The following is a 14955-nucleotide window of genomic DNA, read 5'->3' on the forward strand; positions in this document are numbered from 1 at the left end:
ACGCTAGCGCGGCCCGAGTTCGTAACCGGGCGCCTCTGCCCACAGCCGCCGAACGTCGACCCCGGTCTTGCGCGTGAGGGCCTCCAGGTGGCGGGTGATCTCCGCCTCGTCCAGCTCCAGCTTCGGCTCGACCACGCTCATCAGCTCGGGAACCGGAAGGCCCGTCTCGGCATGAAGCTCGGAATAGGTGGCTCCGTTCTCGATGCGCTTGGCCAGCCACACCTGGAAGGCCCGCATGATGGGCTCGACGCTCAGCGTCTCCAGGAGCTTCGATTTGGAGTGGGCCTCGGTGGACCTGGCGAGGACATCGAGGATCTTGTTGATGCGCGGATCCGAGAAGCGGACCTGCACGGTCGGAATGCGCGACGGCATTTAACTTCTCCCTTCCATTCGAGCGGCATGCACCGCCAGCAGAGCCAGGGGCTCATGGGCCAGCAGCATTGAGATGTGCCGCCCCTGTACCAGCGCCTTGATCTTCGAAACGGCGACCATCGGATCCTCCTCGAGCCTGATGGTGCGCATGGCCAACCAGAGAGGAACGCTCATCACCGGCAAGCCCTTCTTCACCGCCCACTGGTAGGCCTTCGTCTCGTCGATGAGCGGGATCAAATCTCCCATCTGCTCGGTGGCCAGGCTCAAGACCGCCTTTTCACCTGCATGAAACTCGGGAATCAGGGGGCCCCCCGGATCCAGCGCGCGCGCCGTTCCGGAGAGGAGCGCCAGCTGCAGGGCCTGCCCGGAAACCGAGCTCGGGGTACGATCGCCCACTCCGAGCTCGTCGCTGACGGCGCGCGTGACCGTCACGTCGAATTCGGAAAGCAGCTCCGGATGGGCCCGTACCATGCCGGCATGAACCCAGAAAGAGGTATCGACCGAGGCGATTTCCCGCTTTGCCATGGCCTCATCATAGGCGAATCCGATTCACCTTTCAACAAGAAAGTGAATAATAGTGATTCACCTGACGTTCTCGAGGCGTCAGTTCGCCCGTGCGATCGCCTCCAGCAAGCCAGCAAGCCCCGGCTCCCGCGCCTCGCAGCCGACCTCGTACCCGCTCTGCCGGATCGCCCGCGCGGTCGAGGGGCCGATCGCCGCCAGCCGCACCGTCGAGGGCACCCGCTCGGGCGCGATCGCCTCGAGAAGCTCGATCCAGGTCGAGGGGCTGGTCAGGGCGATCCAGTCGATCCCGCCGTGCCGCAGGGCCTCTTTCAGGCGCCCGGCCTCCTCGGCATCCATCCCCGGAACCGTCCGGTACGCGACGGGATCCTCCACCCGGGCTCCGGCCTCGCGCAGCAGGGTCGCGAGCGTCTGGCTGGCGCGATCGCCCCGCGGGAAGATGAAGCGCTTGTCGTGCAGGTCCTCCTCGGCGCGCAGGGCCTCGGCGAGCCCCACGGCGGTCGCCACCTTCGGCACCAGGTGCGCCGGATGGCCCTGAGAAGCCAGGGCCTCGGCCGTGCGATCGCCCACCGCCGCGACCCTGAGCGTCGAGGGCATGCGCGCCCCGCGCTCGCGCAGGCGCGCGAAGAAGGCCTCCACCGCGTTCACGCTGGTGAAGGCCGCCCAGGCATAGGCGTCGAGCGTATCGAGGGCCGCATCGAGCGGGGCCCGGTCCCCGGGCGGGGAAATGGCGATGGTCGGCATCACCCGCACCTCGGCCCCCAGGGCCTCGAGGCCCGAAACCAGCTCGGCGGCCTGCTCGCGGGGCCGGGTCACCAGGACCCGGCGACCCTCCAGAGGTCGCACCATTTATCCCCGCCCCCCGGTGGGGCGGGGAGTAAGAATCCAAGAACCCCGCATCGGATGATCACACCGTGCGCATGGCGAGCAGCTCGTGCCCGCCCAGCTCCAGCAGCTCCTGGCCCAGGGTCTCGCCGAGCACCTCGGGCTTGGCCATGGGGCCTTCCAGGGTGCGGCGGATCAGGCGCGAGCCGTCCGGGGCCGCCACCACGCCCTCCAGGTGGAGGTGATCCCCGAAGAGGCGGCCGTGGGCCCCGATGGGCGCCTGGCAGCCGCCCTGCATGGTCCGAAGCAGGGCGCGCTCGGCCACCACCGCCGCGCGGGTGCTCGCGTCGTCCAGCCGCGCGACGATCTCGGCGAGCGCGGCGTCGTCGGCGCGCAGCTCGACGGCGACCGCCCCCTGCGAGACCGCAGGCAGGCACACCCCCATGGGGATGCGGGCGGTGATGCGCTCTTCCCAGCCGAGGCGGATCAGGCCCGCCGCCGCCAGCACGATCGCATCCAGGTCCTGGTGCTCCAGCTTGGAAAGGCGGGTGTCCAGGTTGCCGCGCAGGTCCTCGAAGCGCCAGGTGGGGTTGTGGTGCCTGAGCTGGGCCACGCGGCGGATGCTGCCCGTGCCGATGCGGGCGCCGTCGGGCAGGTCGTGGATCGAGGCGTGCTTGAGCGAGACCATCACGTCGTGGGCGTCCTCGCGCGGCATGAAGGCCCCGAGCATGAGGTGGGGAGGCACGGAGCTCGGCATGTCCTTGCCCGAGTGGACGGCGATGTCGACCCGACCCTCAAAGAGGGCCGCCTCCAGCTCCGCCACGAAGACGCCCTGGCCGCCCACCGCCGCGAGCGGCACGTCCTGGCGGCGATCGCCCTCGGTCCGGATGATCTCGATGTCGCACGAGATTTCCGGGGCCACCGCGCACAGGCGGCTGATGACCCAGTTGGCCTGCCAGAGCGCCAGCGCGCTCCCCCGGGTCCCTACCTTGATTCGACGGCCTTGCATGAAAAATCCTCGCTAGAAGGGGGGTTTGATCCAGTCTAGCAAGGGCGCCCGGCGCCGTAAACGTCTCGTTCGCTCCGTTTGGCGCGCCCGGCCAGGGGTATGGATCGCGCAGGAGGACACGGATGCGATCGAAGCGCCCCGCAAAAGTCGAGCAGATCCCCTGCCTGAGCCGTCCGCGCCCCCCCCGGCCCGCATCCGGCGGCAAGGGAAAGATCCTGCTGAGGATGGACGCCGCCGCATGGGGGCGCGCCACCCGCTTCGACCTGGAGCGCCAGGGCTACGCCGTCACCAGCGTGCCCAGGCTGGACGCCGCGACGATCGCGCGCCACTCGCCCGACGCGATCCTCTTCTTCGCCCAGGCGCACGAGGCCCCGGAGGCGCTCGCGCAGCTGCCCCGGGGGATGACCGTGATCGTGGCGAGCGTGGGGGAGGCCCCTGCGGCGCACGTCGAGGCGCTGGCCGAGGCGCGGGGCTACCGGATGCTGCACAGCCGCTACGGGCCCTGCCTTCACCAGGTCATGGGCGCCCTGTCGAACTAGTCGCCGAGCACCCTCAGCACGCCGCGCGCGCGCGCGTGACGCGGCCGGGCGCTGATCATCTGGATCGCCCAGGACACGCAGTACTCCACGTCCGCCCGCAGGGAGGCCGCCGTGGCCTCCAGGTAGCCGTTCATGGCCCCCGACTCGTCCACGATGTAGCGCGGGGGCAGGTTGTTGAGGGCGAAGGCCATCATGTCGACGCGGCAGCGATCGCAGGCGCAAGCATCCGGCGACCGAACGATCAGCTCGGCCAGGGCGGCCTCGACCTGGTCTTCCATGACGTTGTGTAACTTCACGGCATGAACTCCCTAGCGAAAGTTTCCTCGGGAAATCATACCAGAGAACTAGGCGCGGGGGACCCCCGAGGCTCCGAGCAATTCGGCGGCCCGGGTCACGTCGGCGCGGATCTGGGAGACCAGGGCGTCGATGGAGGTGAAGGCCTGCTCAGGGCGCAGGCGGTGCACCAGCTCCAGGGTCATGGCGCGGTCGTAGAGATCGCCCGCGTAATCGAGCAGGTGCGCCTCGATGCGGAGCTGCGGCGGATCGAAGGTCGGGCGCATCCCCAGGTTGACCACGCAGGGGTTCGAGCGGCCATCCCAGCGGGCGTTGCCGGCGTAGACGCCGTAGGCGGGCAGGAGCTTCTGCGGATCGGCCGAGACGTTGGCGGTCGGGAAGCCCAGCAGGCGCCCGCGCTGATCGCCCTTCACCACCGGGCCCGAGAGGGAATAGGGACGCCCGAGCAGGTGGTTCGCCTCCTCGACGTGGCCGGTGGCGAGCAGCTTGCGGATCCGCGAGCTCGAGACGGGGGCGCCGTCCAGGGTGCAGGGCGGAACGACCGTCACCGAGAAGCCGTGATCGGGACCGAGGGCCTGCAGGGTCTCGACGTTGCCCGACTGCTGATGCCCGAAGGCGAAGTTGTAGCCGACCACCACGTGCCGCGCCGCGAGCTGCTCGGCCAGGATGCGGCGGATGAACTCGCGCGCGTCGATCCCGGAGAAGGCCGGGGTGAAGTGGGCCCCGATCACGACGTCCACGCCGAGCTCGGCCAAGAGAGCCTGCTTCTCGTCCCAGGTGGTGATGAGCGGCACCGGGAAGTCGGGCCGCAGCACCGCGCGCGGGTGCCCCACGAAGGTGAAGACGACGCAGGGCAGGCCCTCGCGCGCGGCGATCGCCTTGGCCCGGGCGATGACGGCCCGGTGGCCCTGATGGATCCCGTCGAACATCCCGATGGCGACGACAGAGGGGATGGAAGGGCGCTCGAGCGCCAGATCGGGGTAGTGAAGGAAGATGGTTTCCACGGGACGTCCCTTGAATTGGGTCATGAACGGCTCCCCATTATACCCGGATTGAGCCGCTCGGCGCTTCCGCACTAACCACGGGTTTCGTCCAGCGCGCCGAGCCAGACTTCGAGCGGGACGCGCGCGCCGGTCCAGCGCTCGAAGGCCGCCGAGGCCTGGGCCGCGAGCATGACCAGGCCGCTGCGGGCCGTCAGGCCGCGCGCGCGGGCATCCTGGACCAGGCGGGTCGCCGCCGGGCGATAGACCAGATCGACCACGGCCGAGCCCGCGCCGAGCAGGTCGACCTGCTCGGGGCTCAGGGGGCTGCGATCGCCGTCGGGGTACATGCCGACCGGGGTGGTGTTGACCACCAGGGCCGCCTCGCCCAGGTGCTCGGCGAGCGCCTCCCAGGGGATCTCGCGGTAGCAAGTCGCGCCGAAGGCCCGAGCGAAGCTCTCCACCAGGTCCCGCGAGGCCCCCTCTCGCCGCACCGCGAAGACGACCTCGCGCGCGCCCTGCTCGCCCAGGACGTCCGCGACCGCGCGGGCCGAGCCGCCCGCCCCCAGCACCAGCACCTTCCGACCCGCGACCGGCAGGCCCTCGATCAGGGCCTCGAAGCCGGCCGTGTCGGTGTTGTCGCCCACGAGGCGATCGCCGTCCCAGAAGAGGGTGTTGACCGCCCCCACCCGCCGGGCGCGCGAGGTGAGATCGTCCAGCAAGGGGATCACCGCCTCCTTGTGGGGGAGGGTGACGTTGAGGCCCCGGATGCGCCAGGCGCGCACGGCGCGCACGGCATCCTCCACGCGCTCGCTTGGGGTGGGCAGGGCCAGGTAGACGCCGTCGAGGCCGGCATGGGCCAGGGCCGAGCGGTGCAGGCGCGGCGAGAGGGTGTGGCCCAGCGGATGGCCGATCAGGCCCAGCAGGAAGGTGTGGGCATCAGGCATGGAGGGCGATGAAGTAGAGGAACATGCCGGCTGCCGTGGCCGAGAGGGCCACGTAGGGCAGGCGCTTCTCGGGCTTGATGAGCGGCGCGTCGAAGAGCATGCGATAGAGGCCGGGGCCCGCGAGCAGCATCGTCGTCAAGCCGATGAGCGCCGTCTCGGCCAGCCCGAGCTCGGGCCGGATCAGGCCGATCAAGGCCCTCACCACGAGCGAGGCCAGCATGATCGACGCCAGGTAGGCGTTGCCGCGGGCCTTCTCGCTCAACATCAGGTTCATGCAGGCTTGCTCCTTCTCGTGGACGGGGGACACGGGCTTTGTACCCTCCCCCCCCGTTCGAGAAGCTTAAAAAATCTAAACGTTCGAATCCTCGGCTAGGGCGCGGCCTTCACCGCCGCCGCCGAGTCGCGGAACACGCCGCCCACCTCGCGGACCTTGGCGATCGCGCCCGAGGCCGTCTGGCCGATTTCCCTGGCCGCCTCGACCGGGTGCAGCACCGCCTGCTCGAGGGCCGCGGCCGCGCCGTAGACCGTGTTCGAGACGAAGAGCATCCCCTCGCCGAGGGCCGAGCCCGCGGCCCGGGCGGTGTCGACGGGGTGCAGGACGGTGTTGGCCGCGGCGACGCCGACCTTCTTGAGGGCGGGCCCCATCGAGTGCCCGAAGTCGTAGGCCGCGAGGCCCAGCTGGAGGAAGGAGGCGCCGATGTAGGCCGTGCGAAGGGCGGCGGTCCCGGGGATGAGCCAGGAAGCGAGCTTGAGGCCGTCGAGGCCGACGTTCAGGATCGCCCGGGCCTTGTCCCAGCCGCCGGCGTTCGGATCCGAGAAGACGTGCTTGAGCTTGACCCCGTCGGCGACGAGCATCCCCATGTCCGCCACCGGCGAGAGCACCCGCATGAAGCGGGTGAACCACGCGCCCGCCTTGGCGAGGACGCCCACGCCCTGCAGGCGGCCCATGACCCCGCCGAACAGGCGGCTGCCGGCGGCGAGCTCGCCCAGGCTCGTCAGCGAGAGGCGCACGCCCTCGACGCCCTGGATGGTGCCGGCGGTCGCGCGCGACAGGTCGGCGAGCGCGTCGACCTTCTGGTCCCGGGTGGCGCCCTGGTCCGCCAGGGTGTCCCTGAGGCGGTCGTAGGTGGTGCCGACGCTCTTCACCATGGTGGGCACGGCGACGACGCCGAGGACGAGGCCCGCGCCGGTGCCGGCCACCTGGGCGGCCTTCAGGACGCCGGGGCTGAGCACCTCATCGACCTTGCCCAAAAAGCGCACGAGGCCCGAGTCGCGCATCTCGCTGGTCATGCGCTGGTAGGTGGGGTTCGAGAGGTAGTGGGCGTCGGCCGCCTTGATGGCGTTGATGGCGCCCTGCTGGTGGCGCACGTAGATCGAGGCGCTCTGGGTGGCGCGCGCGGTGGCGGCGAGCTTGAGGGCGCTGGTCGCGCTGGGGTCGGCGAGCACCCGCTGCAGCTCGGCGAGGTCGCGGGCGGCGGCGGCCTGCGAGCGCGAGAGGTCGGCGAAGGCGCCGGCGGTGTCGGTCACCGTCGTGATGCCGACGAAGGCCTTGCCCGCAGCCGCCTGGTTGCCGCGGCCGAGGACGGTGTTCATCTCCTTGCCCAGCTTGTCGACGGTCTTGAGGGTGTTGCCCAGGTCCCGCGAGGCGTCCGCCAGCGAGACGGGGCGGGTGGCCGCGTTCGAGACGGCGCTGTCGAGGTTGGTGACGACCGACCCGGTGCGCACGAAGGTGTCGCGGAGCATGTTGCTCGAGTTGAGGAGCGCCTCGCCCTGCGAGCCCGCCAGCCAGCTGGCCGGCTTCGCGCCGCCGAGCGCCGCGACGCGGCGGGGCTGCTGGTTGATCGAGGCGAGCGAGACGGCCATGGGATCCTCCGAGCGAGGGGTGCCATGTCCTTGTCGGTCAATAAGCCGTCAATTCGGTAAGGAGCAGCCTAATGGAGCCCTAAATTTAGGTGAAAAAAGGCCGCTCGGTCGCACCGATGGACAGCCGAGGCGGGCTGGGGTATATCAAGGGGCATGTCGAACCCACTTTCCAGACCCCGCCTCACGGCCCGACGGGCCGCAGGCGCCGCCCTGCTCGCCGTTCTCGTGCTGGCGGGCGCCTACGGCTTGACGCGCCTGGGCGCGATCAAGACGGTGATGGGCCTCTTCTCGCCCATGCCGGCCCAGGAGGAGGCGCTCGACGCGCCGCGAATCACGGTCGAAGAAGCCAGGAAGCTCGAGGGGGCGCTCCTCGTGGACGTGCGCGGCGCGGGCCCCTACGATCAGGAGCACATCATCGGGGCGATCTGCGTCCCCAACCACGAGCTCGAGAAGTCCCTCGGCAAGCTCCCCAAAGAGAAAGCGATCGTCTGCTACTGCAGCTGTCCCAACGACCACCTGAGCCTGGTGGCGGCGAGCAAGCTGATCAAGCAGCACGGCTACCCCCGGGCCTACGCCCTGGAAGGCGGCCTTCCCAGGTGGAAGCAGCTGGGCTACCCCATGGTGACGAGCGCTCGCCCTTAGGCCTTCAGCTCTTCGAGCAGCTTCTCGCTCGCCGCGATCCCGATGTCCGCGAGCCGCTCGGCATACCCCGTGAAGCCCTCGGGCCTCAGGGCCTTGAGCCGCGAACGGGTCGTCTCGTCCATCTCGAGCCGGTCGATCAGCGTGTGCAGCACCTCCATGGTCACCGCCTCGCCGCGAGTCGTCTCCTTGAGCGCCTCGTAGGGGGCCGGGTGGCCCTGGGCGCGCAGGATGGTCTGGATGGCCTCGGCGAGCACCTCGGGATGATCGGAAAGGTCGCCGGCGACCCGATCGCCGTCGAGCGCGAGCCGCTCGAGACCCTTGACGGTGCTCCGGTAGGCCAGGAGCGCATAGCCCCACGCCACCCCCACGTTGCGCAGCACCGTCGAGTCCGACAGGTCGCGCTGCAGGCGGCTCTTCGGCAGCTTGTCCGCCATGAACCCCAGGAGGGCGTTGGAGAGCCCCAGGTTGCCCTCGCTGTTCTCGAAGTCGATCGGGTTGACCTTGTGCGGCATGGCGCTGGAGCCGACCTCGGCGGCCACCGGGCGCTGGCGGAAGTAGCCGTCCGAGATGTAGCGCCACATGTCCTGGTCCAGGTCCAGGAGGATGTTGTGGATCCGGCGCAGCTGGTCGAAGAGCTCGGCGGTCCGGTCGTGGGGCTCGATCTGGGTGGTGATCATGTTGGGCAGCAGGTCCAGCTGCGAGACGAAGTGGCCCGAGAAGGCGAGCCAGTCGAACTTCGGGTAGGCCGCGACCAGCGCCCCGAAGGTCCCGGTGGCGCCGTTGAGCTTGCCGTACAGCCGGAAGTCCTTGAGGGTCACGAGCTCCCCTTCGAGGCGCGACAGGAAGACCGCGAGCTCCTTGCCCACGGTGGTGGGGCTCGCCGGCTGGCCGTGGGTGCGCGAGAGCATGGGGACGGCCTTGGTGGCCTTCGCCAGGCCGACCAGGGCCGAGAGCACCTCGCCGAGGGCGGGCAGCATGACGTCCTGGAGGGCGTCGCGCAGCATGCAGGCGTAGGCGAGGTTGTTGGTGTCCTCCGAGGTCAGGCCGAAGTGGACCTTCTCGATCTCGTTCTCGAAGCCCGGGAACTCGCGGAGGCGATCCTTGAGGAAGTACTCGACCGCCTTGACGTCGTGGTTGATCTTTTGCTCGATCGCCTTGATGGCCCGGGCGTCCGCTTCCGAGAAGCCGGCGTAGATCCCGCGCAGGCGCTCGAAGGCGTCCACCGGGAAGACGCGGCCCACGTCCGTGCCGTAGATGGCGCCCAGAAGCGCGATCAGATACTCGACCTCGACCATGACCCGGTAGCGGTTGAGGGCGAACTCCGAGAAGTAGTCCGAAAGGGCGCCGACCTTGGCGGCATAGCGCCCGTCGAGCGGAGAGAGAGCTCTAAGATTCATGATCGTCCTTCTTGCTGATTGAGGCGGGCTTGCCGCAAAATCCGGCCCAGGCCGTAGCCGACCAGGCTCACCACCGTCCCCAGCAGCCACAGGGCTGCGATCCCGCCGAGCATCCGGGAGCGCTCCATCCCGGCGACCCATGCGAAGTAGCCACCCGCGACGAGGGCCACCGGCAGGGCCGCGATCGCGATCGCCCCCATGCGCCCGGGCTTCTCGCTCAGCCCGATGGCGAGGCCCCCCAGCACCCAGGGAAGCCCGACCGCGCGGAAGCAGCCGTAGGCGTAGGCGACCAGCCACGCGACGAGCGGCTGGTGGGTCCTCTCGAGCGCCGCCGAGAAGTCCTGGATTCCGAAGGGGGCGCCCACGAGCAGCTGGACCAGCACGGCGCGGGCGAAGAGGGTGAGCAGTGAAGCCATCACGTGTTAAAACTCCAAGTCCCACGATGATCGCAACTGAAGCGAGCGCCTGTCAAGGCAAAGCGAGCGAGGTTTGCCCCGGCGCGATCGGACCCGGTAGAATCGGGGCGGGAAAGGAAGAAGCCATCAATGGAGCACCCGACGTCACCCGGTTCTGCGGTCTCGGCGCTCGAGCGCGAGGTCAAGCTGCGCCAGCGCGCCGAGATCCTGCTCAAGGTCGCCAAGGCCATGCGCTCGGATCTCGATCTGCCGGCGGTCCTCCAGGACGCGGTGGACGTGACCTGGCAGTTCCTGCAGCCCGACTTCGCGGGGCTCTTCCTGGTGGACGGGGCGCGCCACTTCACCCTCTCGGCGAGCGTCGAGCTCACGCCCATCCACGCCGAGACCCGCTGGCCCATGGTCCAGGAGGAGAGCTTCCTGACGCGAACCCTGGTCCAGGGCAGCCCCGTCTCGCTGGTCCGGTTCGCCCAGGAGGCCATGACCCTCCCCGAGGCCGCCTTCTTCCAGCCCGACGCCGCGACCTGCTGCTCGGCCATCCCGATCATGCACCAGGGCACCCCCAGCGGCGTGCTGGTGCTGCTGTGGCGCCACCCCGACCACGACCACCAGGAGGACGACCACGAGCTTCTGATCGGGATCGCGGAGCTGATCGCGCTGGCCATCGAGAACCAGCGCCTCATCCAGCGCGAGGCCACCATCCACTCCGAGAAGATCCTCGCCGAGGAGATCGCCAAGGAGCGCGAGGCCCTGATCCGCCAGATCGTGCACGATCTGCGCAACGCGACCCAGGCGATCAGCCTGGTCAACGAGGAGCTCGAGCTCGCCGCTCCCGACAACCCCACCGTCCTCCACGGGGTCTCGGCCATCGATCGCCAGATCACCTTCATCTCCAACTTCCTCAAGGAGAAGATCCACCGCATCAAGGGCAACCAGGGCGAGGCCCGCGAGCGCCTGACGGCGATCGCCCCCATGCTCGATAGCCTGGCCGAGCGCTTCAGCCCGCGCTTCGCCGAGCGCCGGCAGACCTTCGCGTGGGTGAGCGCCGAGGAGGGGGTGCAGGTCCCCATGGCCGAGGAGGTGTTCGAGCGGATGCTCGCGCACCTCCTGGACAACGCCAACAAGTACGCCCCCGAGCTCGCGCACGTGAAGCTGTGGTGCGCCCTCTCGGACGGCTGGGCGACCCTCTACGTCTCGAACACCGGGCCGGGCATCCCCATCGAGGACCAGGCCCGCATCGAGCAGCCGGGGTTCCGCGGGCGCCACGACGTGCCGGGCGAGGGCATGGGGCTGGCCGAGGTCAAGCAGCTCGTCACCGCCCACAGCGGCCTCTTCGGGCTGACCAGCCGGGCGGGGGCGGGCAGCACCTTCTACGTCACCCTTCCCACCACCCAGTGGGGCCGGGCCTGAATCCCCGCCCCCCGGCGGGGAGAAAAAAGACGACGCCCGGAACCACGAGGGATTCCGGGCGTCGTCTTGGCAGTCGAGGAAGACCCCCTTCCGCCGTTCAGGAATTCCATGCTAACCCATCTCCAGGAAGGGAGCAAAGGTAGTCGCGAAAGAGCCGCTGGCGCTAATCTCCGCCCTGGTCGTACTGCGCGAAGCCGTAGGAATCCAGCGAGTGGCGATCGATCTTGGTGAAGACCAGGGCCGTGACCGACGCGACGCTGCCCTTGCGAAGGGCGCGGGAGGCCGCCTCGAGGGTGCTGCCCGAGCAATAGATGCCGTCGATCAGGAGGATCCGCTTCTCCTTGACCGCATCGGGGCTGCTGACGTTCATCCCGCCGCGCGAGCCGTCCACCGAGCGCTCCGAGTACTCCGAGATGAGGCCGTAGCGGTTGAGGATGCCGATGGCCCGCGGGATGTTGGTCAGCTGGCTGATCCAGTCCACCAGGAGCGACGAGGGGTCGTAGTCGGAGAGCACCCGGCTGGAAGGCACCGGCACCAGAAGGTCGATGTCCTTGATCTCGGGCGTCGCCAGGATGAAGGCCTGCGCCCAGCGCGCCAGGCTATCGACCAGGTACCACTGCTTTCGGTACTGGTAGCGATAGATCGCCTCGCCGAGCAGGGTCCGGGCGCCATCGGGCTGGTTGTAGGTGTGGATGGCGTAGCCCGCGTCCCAGTCACCCTGCAATGCGATCATGGCGCACCCCCCTCTTCGCTCCGGCAAGCCTCTCGACTCTAAATCGGAAGCAAGCGAGCCAACAGGAAAGGATCGCCAAATTATTTTGTGCAGGCCCTAGTACGCCTTCACGAAGGGCTTCACCGCCCCCCGGTGGACCGAGAAGATGGCGGCCTCGTCGATCCAGGCGGCGGTGAAGTCGCTGAGGTGGGTGCTGGTGACGAAGGTCTGGACGTCGGATCCGATCGCGGCCAACAGGGCATTCTGGCGGCGGATGTCGAGCTCGGCGAGCACGTCGTCGAGCAGCAAGAGCGGCGGCTCGCCCAGGTCCTGGCGGAACACGTCCAGCTCCGAGAGCTTGAGCGCGAGCACCACCGTGCGCTGCTGGCCCTGAGAGGCGTAGGCCCGGGCGTCATGGCCGTCGATGCTCAGCCATAGATCGTCCCGGTGCGGGCCGCTCAGGGTCTGGCCGCGGGCGATCTCCTTGGCGCGGTTCTCCTTCAGCTCGAAGAGGAAGGCGGCCTCGTAGTCCCTTGCGTGACCCTGCAGGTCCACCGAGGGGACCAGCCGGATGCCAAGCTCCTCGTTGCCCTTTGCGATCTCGCGGTGCCAGTGGACCGCGCGCGGCGTGAGCTTCTCGACGAGCTCCTCGCGCTTGCGCCACAGCAGGACGGCGTAGTGGGCGAGCTGCTCGTCCCAGATGGAGAGCTGATCGGCCGGGGCTCCTTCCGCGATCTGGCGCAGGACGTTGTTGCGCTGGGTCAGGACCCGGTTGTACTGGTGCAGGGCCTGGTAGTAGGTGGGCGCCAGCTGCATCAGGATGCCGTCCAGGTAGCGCCGGCGATCGGCGGGGGCTCCCTTGACCAGTTGCAGGTCGCTGGCCGCGAACAGCACGACCATGACCCGGCCCAGCAAATCCGAGACCCGGCGCTGGTAGGCGCCGTCCACGCGCACGGCGCGGCGCCCGTTGGCCTTGAACAGCATGTCGATGCCGGTGGGGCCCACCTCCCGCTCGCTGAGCGAGCGGATGATGGCGGCGTCCTGGTGCCAGCGGATCAGCTCCTGCTCCTTGCTGGTGAAGGGCGAGCTGCCGGTCGCCAGGATGGCGATCGCCTCGAGCAGGTTGGTCTTGCCCTGGGCGTTGTCCCCGAGAAAGATGGTCTTGTGCCGGTCGAAGACAAGCTCCAGCTCGGCGTAGTTGCGGAAATTCTCGAGGCACAAGGATTTGAGGAACATGGCTCCATTATAGCGCCCGCGGCTATTGCGTAAGAAAGCGCGGGGCCCCTGTCGGGACCCCGCGTCGAGGCTGATGAATCGCGCTTAGCTGCGGATGGGCATCAGGATGCAGGAGTAGGTCGGATCCTCGGTGCTCTGCACCAGCGCGGGCGCCAGGGGCCCGTTGAGCGAGAGCTTGACGGTCTCGCCCTCGAGGACCTTGAGCGAGTCGAGCATGTAGGTCGCGTTGAAGGCGATCTTCACGTCCTCGCCGTCGAACTCGACGGGCAGGTGCTCGTCGCCCTCGCCGAGGTCCGCGGCGTTGGCCTGCAGGTGCAGGTCGCCCGCCTTGAAGTTGAGGTTGACGACCTTGGCCTCGCGCTCGGAGGCCATGATGCTGACGCGCTCGACCGCGCTCTGGAGCAGGTGGCGGTCGATCAGGATCTCGTAGCTGAAGGAGCTCGGGATGATCTGGCCGTAGGGGGGGAACTGACCGTCGATCAGGCGCGACGTCAGGTAGCGATCGCCCACCGAGAAGAGGATCTGGTTCTGGACCACCGCCGCGTTGACCGTCTCGGAGTCGGCGCCGCTCAGGAGGCGCGCGAGCTCCGCCATGGCGCGGGCCGGCACGATGACCTTGAGCTCGCCATGGGCGCCCACGTCCCACTTGCGCCACGCCAGGCGGTAGCCGTCGGTGGCGACCACCTCGAGCACGCCGCCCGAGAGCTGGAGGTAGAGGCCGCTGATGACGCTCTTGTCGTCCTTGGCCGCGGCGAACGAGGTCTGGCGGATGCCCTTGGCGAGCTGATCGCCCGCCAGCTGGACCATGGTCGCGGCCGGGCTGAGCTCGGGCAGCTTGGGGAACTCGTCGGCGGGCAGGCTGGGCAGGACGAAGCGCGAGCGGGCGCACTGGACGGTGGCGCGGACGTCGTCGTTGCCGACTGAGAAGGCCACGTCGCTGTTGGGCAGCTTGTTGATGATCTCGGAGAGCTGCCGCGCGGCCAGGGTGATGGCGCCCGAGGTCTGGACGTGGGCGGGCACGCGGGCCTCGATGCCGACCTCGAGGTCGGTCGCGGTGATCTTGAGGCTGTCGCCCTCGGTCGCGATCAGGATGTTGCTCAGGATGGGCAGGGGCCCCCGGCTCGCGACGGCGCGCTGAACCGCTTGAATGCCCTTGGAAAAGTCGTCACGCGTGCAAGTGAACTCCATTGCTTCTCCTGAATCTCCCGTCTTCCGGTGAGTATCGAGATCGTCCGAACCAAAATTCTAACCGATTTTCCTGCGCTTGGTAAGGGCGAACGCCCATCTCGAGGGGTTTTTCGGGCTTGCTTGATCGATCGTTTAACGGATCCCCCAGAGATCAATAAATCGATCCCGTAATAGTAGGGGGAGTGGAACATGGGGATAAGTGCCGGATCCCAGGCCAGGACGCGGATCGAGGGAGTGGACCGCGGAGTGGGGAAGTCGCCGAGTTGTCCCCAGGCCCGAACCCCAGGGAACCGAGCAGCGATCATGTTCACTCCTTGTCCACAGGCTGGAAGGGCCTTATCCCATGGCTTTCAACAGGCCTCAAACCCGCGTGACAACTCCGTCTTGGAGAATCTATCAACATGTTCTCCACAGGCCATTTATCCCCATGACCCCGGAAACGAAGCAGGAGCGGCAGATCATGCCGGATCGCCCCCATGAGTTATCCCCAGGATCCAGGGAGGATCTCCGGGGTCTTCCCCTCCCCTTCCGCTCCTTATCCCCAGGGTTCTGCACAGCCGTCCCCAGCTTATCCACAGAAAGTCCCTTCACTTGTCCACACCATGG

Annotated in this window: 17 protein-coding genes; 3 read left to right on the plus strand and 14 right to left on the minus strand. The window is 68.6% G+C overall.

Translation table 11 applies throughout. From position 1 onward, the window contains the following. Positions 1-3: 3 nt before the first annotated feature. The 4 genes from V6D00_15515 to hemC form a co-directional block, all read right to left on the minus strand. The gene (locus V6D00_15515) at positions 4-372 is read right to left on the minus strand and encodes a hypothetical protein (protein ID HEY9900585.1); all 369 of its coding nucleotides are present in this window, start codon (positions 370-372) and stop codon (positions 4-6) included. Further along, positions 373-897 (minus strand): hypothetical protein, encoded by a 525-nt coding sequence (locus V6D00_15520; protein HEY9900586.1) that lies wholly within the window; start codon positions 895-897, stop codon positions 373-375. It abuts the gene before it with no gap. A 78-nt stretch (positions 898-975) separates the two neighbouring features. After that, a complete protein-coding gene (locus V6D00_15525) occupies positions 976-1743 on the minus strand; it encodes a uroporphyrinogen-III synthase (protein ID HEY9900587.1) in 768 nt (255 codons plus the stop codon). Positions 1744-1801: 58 nt separating this feature from the next. Continuing rightward, a complete protein-coding gene (gene hemC / locus V6D00_15530) occupies positions 1802-2728 on the minus strand; it encodes a hydroxymethylbilane synthase (protein ID HEY9900588.1) in 927 nt (308 codons plus the stop codon). 122 nt (positions 2729-2850) lie between these two features. Between hemC and V6D00_15535 the strand changes: the two genes are divergently transcribed. Continuing rightward, on the plus strand, positions 2851-3267 hold the full coding sequence (locus V6D00_15535) for a hypothetical protein (GenBank protein HEY9900589.1): 417 nt from the start codon (positions 2851-2853) through the stop codon (positions 3265-3267). Here V6D00_15535 and V6D00_15540 read toward each other — a convergent pair. The 5 genes from V6D00_15540 to V6D00_15560 all read right to left on the minus strand — a co-directional run bounded on the left by V6D00_15540 (position 3264) and on the right by V6D00_15560 (position 7351). Further along, the gene (locus V6D00_15540; protein HEY9900590.1) at positions 3264-3563 is read right to left on the minus strand and encodes a late competence development ComFB family protein; all 300 of its coding nucleotides are present in this window, start codon (positions 3561-3563) and stop codon (positions 3264-3266) included. The two genes, V6D00_15535 and V6D00_15540, sit on opposite strands and share 4 nt — an antisense overlap. 48 nt (positions 3564-3611) lie before the next feature. After that, positions 3612-4589 carry a bifunctional riboflavin kinase/FAD synthetase gene (locus V6D00_15545; GenBank protein HEY9900591.1) on the minus strand — a complete coding sequence of 326 codons (978 nt, stop codon included), beginning with the start codon at positions 4587-4589 and terminating at the stop codon, positions 3612-3614. 47 nt (positions 4590-4636) lie between these two features. Continuing rightward, entirely contained in the window at positions 4637-5488 is an 852-nt protein-coding gene (gene aroE / locus V6D00_15550; GenBank protein ID HEY9900592.1) for a shikimate dehydrogenase, read from the minus strand. Then, complete coding sequence (locus tag V6D00_15555) at positions 5481-5762, minus strand: hypothetical protein (GenBank protein HEY9900593.1); 282 nt, start codon at positions 5760-5762, stop codon at positions 5481-5483. Before V6D00_15555 ends, aroE begins: the two co-directional genes overlap by 8 nt. A gap of 95 nt (positions 5763-5857) precedes the next feature. Beyond that, a complete protein-coding gene (locus tag V6D00_15560) occupies positions 5858-7351 on the minus strand; it encodes a hypothetical protein (protein ID HEY9900594.1) in 1494 nt (497 codons plus the stop codon). Between the two features lie 153 nt (positions 7352-7504). On the opposite strand from V6D00_15560, the gene V6D00_15565 reads away from it, so the two are divergent. Beyond that, entirely contained in the window at positions 7505-7993 is a 489-nt protein-coding gene (locus tag V6D00_15565; GenBank protein ID HEY9900595.1) for a rhodanese-like domain-containing protein, read from the plus strand. Here V6D00_15565 and purB read toward each other — a convergent pair. Both purB and V6D00_15575 read right to left on the minus strand, forming a co-directional pair. Continuing rightward, positions 7990-9390 (minus strand): adenylosuccinate lyase, encoded by a 1401-nt coding sequence (gene purB / locus V6D00_15570; GenBank protein HEY9900596.1) that lies wholly within the window; start codon positions 9388-9390, stop codon positions 7990-7992. The two genes, V6D00_15565 and purB, sit on opposite strands and share 4 nt — an antisense overlap. After that, positions 9387-9806 carry a hypothetical protein gene (locus tag V6D00_15575; GenBank protein ID HEY9900597.1) on the minus strand — a complete coding sequence of 140 codons (420 nt, stop codon included), beginning with the start codon at positions 9804-9806 and terminating at the stop codon, positions 9387-9389. Before V6D00_15575 ends, purB begins: the two co-directional genes overlap by 4 nt. Before the next feature lie 129 nt (positions 9807-9935). On the opposite strand from V6D00_15575, the gene V6D00_15580 reads away from it, so the two are divergent. After that, the gene (locus tag V6D00_15580; GenBank protein HEY9900598.1) at positions 9936-11213 is read left to right on the plus strand and encodes a HAMP domain-containing sensor histidine kinase; all 1278 of its coding nucleotides are present in this window, start codon (positions 9936-9938) and stop codon (positions 11211-11213) included. 163 nt (positions 11214-11376) lie between these two features. On the opposite strand, the gene V6D00_15585 is transcribed toward V6D00_15580, so the two are convergent. The 3 genes from V6D00_15585 to dnaN form a co-directional block, all read right to left on the minus strand. Next, entirely contained in the window at positions 11377-11946 is a 570-nt protein-coding gene (locus V6D00_15585) for a hypothetical protein (protein HEY9900599.1), read from the minus strand. 96 nt (positions 11947-12042) lie between these two features. Further along, positions 12043-13161, minus strand: coding sequence for a DNA replication/repair protein RecF (gene recF / locus V6D00_15590; protein HEY9900600.1), 1119 nt, complete (start codon positions 13159-13161; stop codon positions 12043-12045). A gap of 84 nt (positions 13162-13245) precedes the next feature. After that, a complete protein-coding gene (dnaN, locus tag V6D00_15595; GenBank protein HEY9900601.1) occupies positions 13246-14349 on the minus strand; it encodes a DNA polymerase III subunit beta in 1104 nt (367 codons plus the stop codon). Positions 14350-14955 lie beyond the last annotated feature (606 nt).

Origin of the sequence: Pantanalinema sp. (assembly GCA_036704125.1) — a bacterium.
GTDB lineage: Bacteria > Cyanobacteriota > Sericytochromatia > S15B-MN24 > UBA4093 > JAGIBK01.

Excerpts from the sequence above, each read along its gene's own strand:
- V6D00_15515 (HEY9900585.1), bottom strand. The coding sequence starts at position 372 with ATGCCGTCGCGCATTCCGACCGTGCAGGTCCGCTTCTCGGATCCGCGC.
- V6D00_15520 (HEY9900586.1), bottom strand. The coding sequence starts at position 897 with ATGGCAAAGCGGGAAATCGCCTCGGTCGATACCTCTTTCTGGGTTCAT.
- V6D00_15525 (HEY9900587.1), bottom strand. The coding sequence starts at position 1,743 with ATGGTGCGACCTCTGGAGGGTCGCCGGGTCCTGGTGACCCGGCCCCGC.
- hemC (HEY9900588.1), bottom strand. The coding sequence starts at position 2,728 with ATGCAAGGCCGTCGAATCAAGGTAGGGACCCGGGGGAGCGCGCTGGCG.
- V6D00_15535 (HEY9900589.1), top strand. The coding sequence starts at position 2,851 with ATGCGATCGAAGCGCCCCGCAAAAGTCGAGCAGATCCCCTGCCTGAGC.
- V6D00_15545 (HEY9900591.1), bottom strand. The coding sequence starts at position 4,589 with ATGACCCAATTCAAGGGACGTCCCGTGGAAACCATCTTCCTTCACTAC.
- aroE (HEY9900592.1), bottom strand. The coding sequence starts at position 5,488 with ATGCCTGATGCCCACACCTTCCTGCTGGGCCTGATCGGCCATCCGCTG.
- V6D00_15555 (HEY9900593.1), bottom strand. The coding sequence starts at position 5,762 with ATGAACCTGATGTTGAGCGAGAAGGCCCGCGGCAACGCCTACCTGGCG.
- V6D00_15560 (HEY9900594.1), bottom strand. The coding sequence starts at position 7,351 with ATGGCCGTCTCGCTCGCCTCGATCAACCAGCAGCCCCGCCGCGTCGCG.
- V6D00_15565 (HEY9900595.1), top strand. The coding sequence starts at position 7,505 with ATGTCGAACCCACTTTCCAGACCCCGCCTCACGGCCCGACGGGCCGCA.
- purB (HEY9900596.1), bottom strand. The coding sequence starts at position 9,390 with ATGAATCTTAGAGCTCTCTCTCCGCTCGACGGGCGCTATGCCGCCAAG.
- V6D00_15575 (HEY9900597.1), bottom strand. The coding sequence starts at position 9,806 with ATGGCTTCACTGCTCACCCTCTTCGCCCGCGCCGTGCTGGTCCAGCTG.
- V6D00_15580 (HEY9900598.1), top strand. The coding sequence starts at position 9,936 with ATGGAGCACCCGACGTCACCCGGTTCTGCGGTCTCGGCGCTCGAGCGC.
- V6D00_15585 (HEY9900599.1), bottom strand. The coding sequence starts at position 11,946 with ATGATCGCATTGCAGGGTGACTGGGACGCGGGCTACGCCATCCACACC.
- recF (HEY9900600.1), bottom strand. The coding sequence starts at position 13,161 with ATGTTCCTCAAATCCTTGTGCCTCGAGAATTTCCGCAACTACGCCGAG.
- dnaN (HEY9900601.1), bottom strand. The coding sequence starts at position 14,349 with ATGGAGTTCACTTGCACGCGTGACGACTTTTCCAAGGGCATTCAAGCG.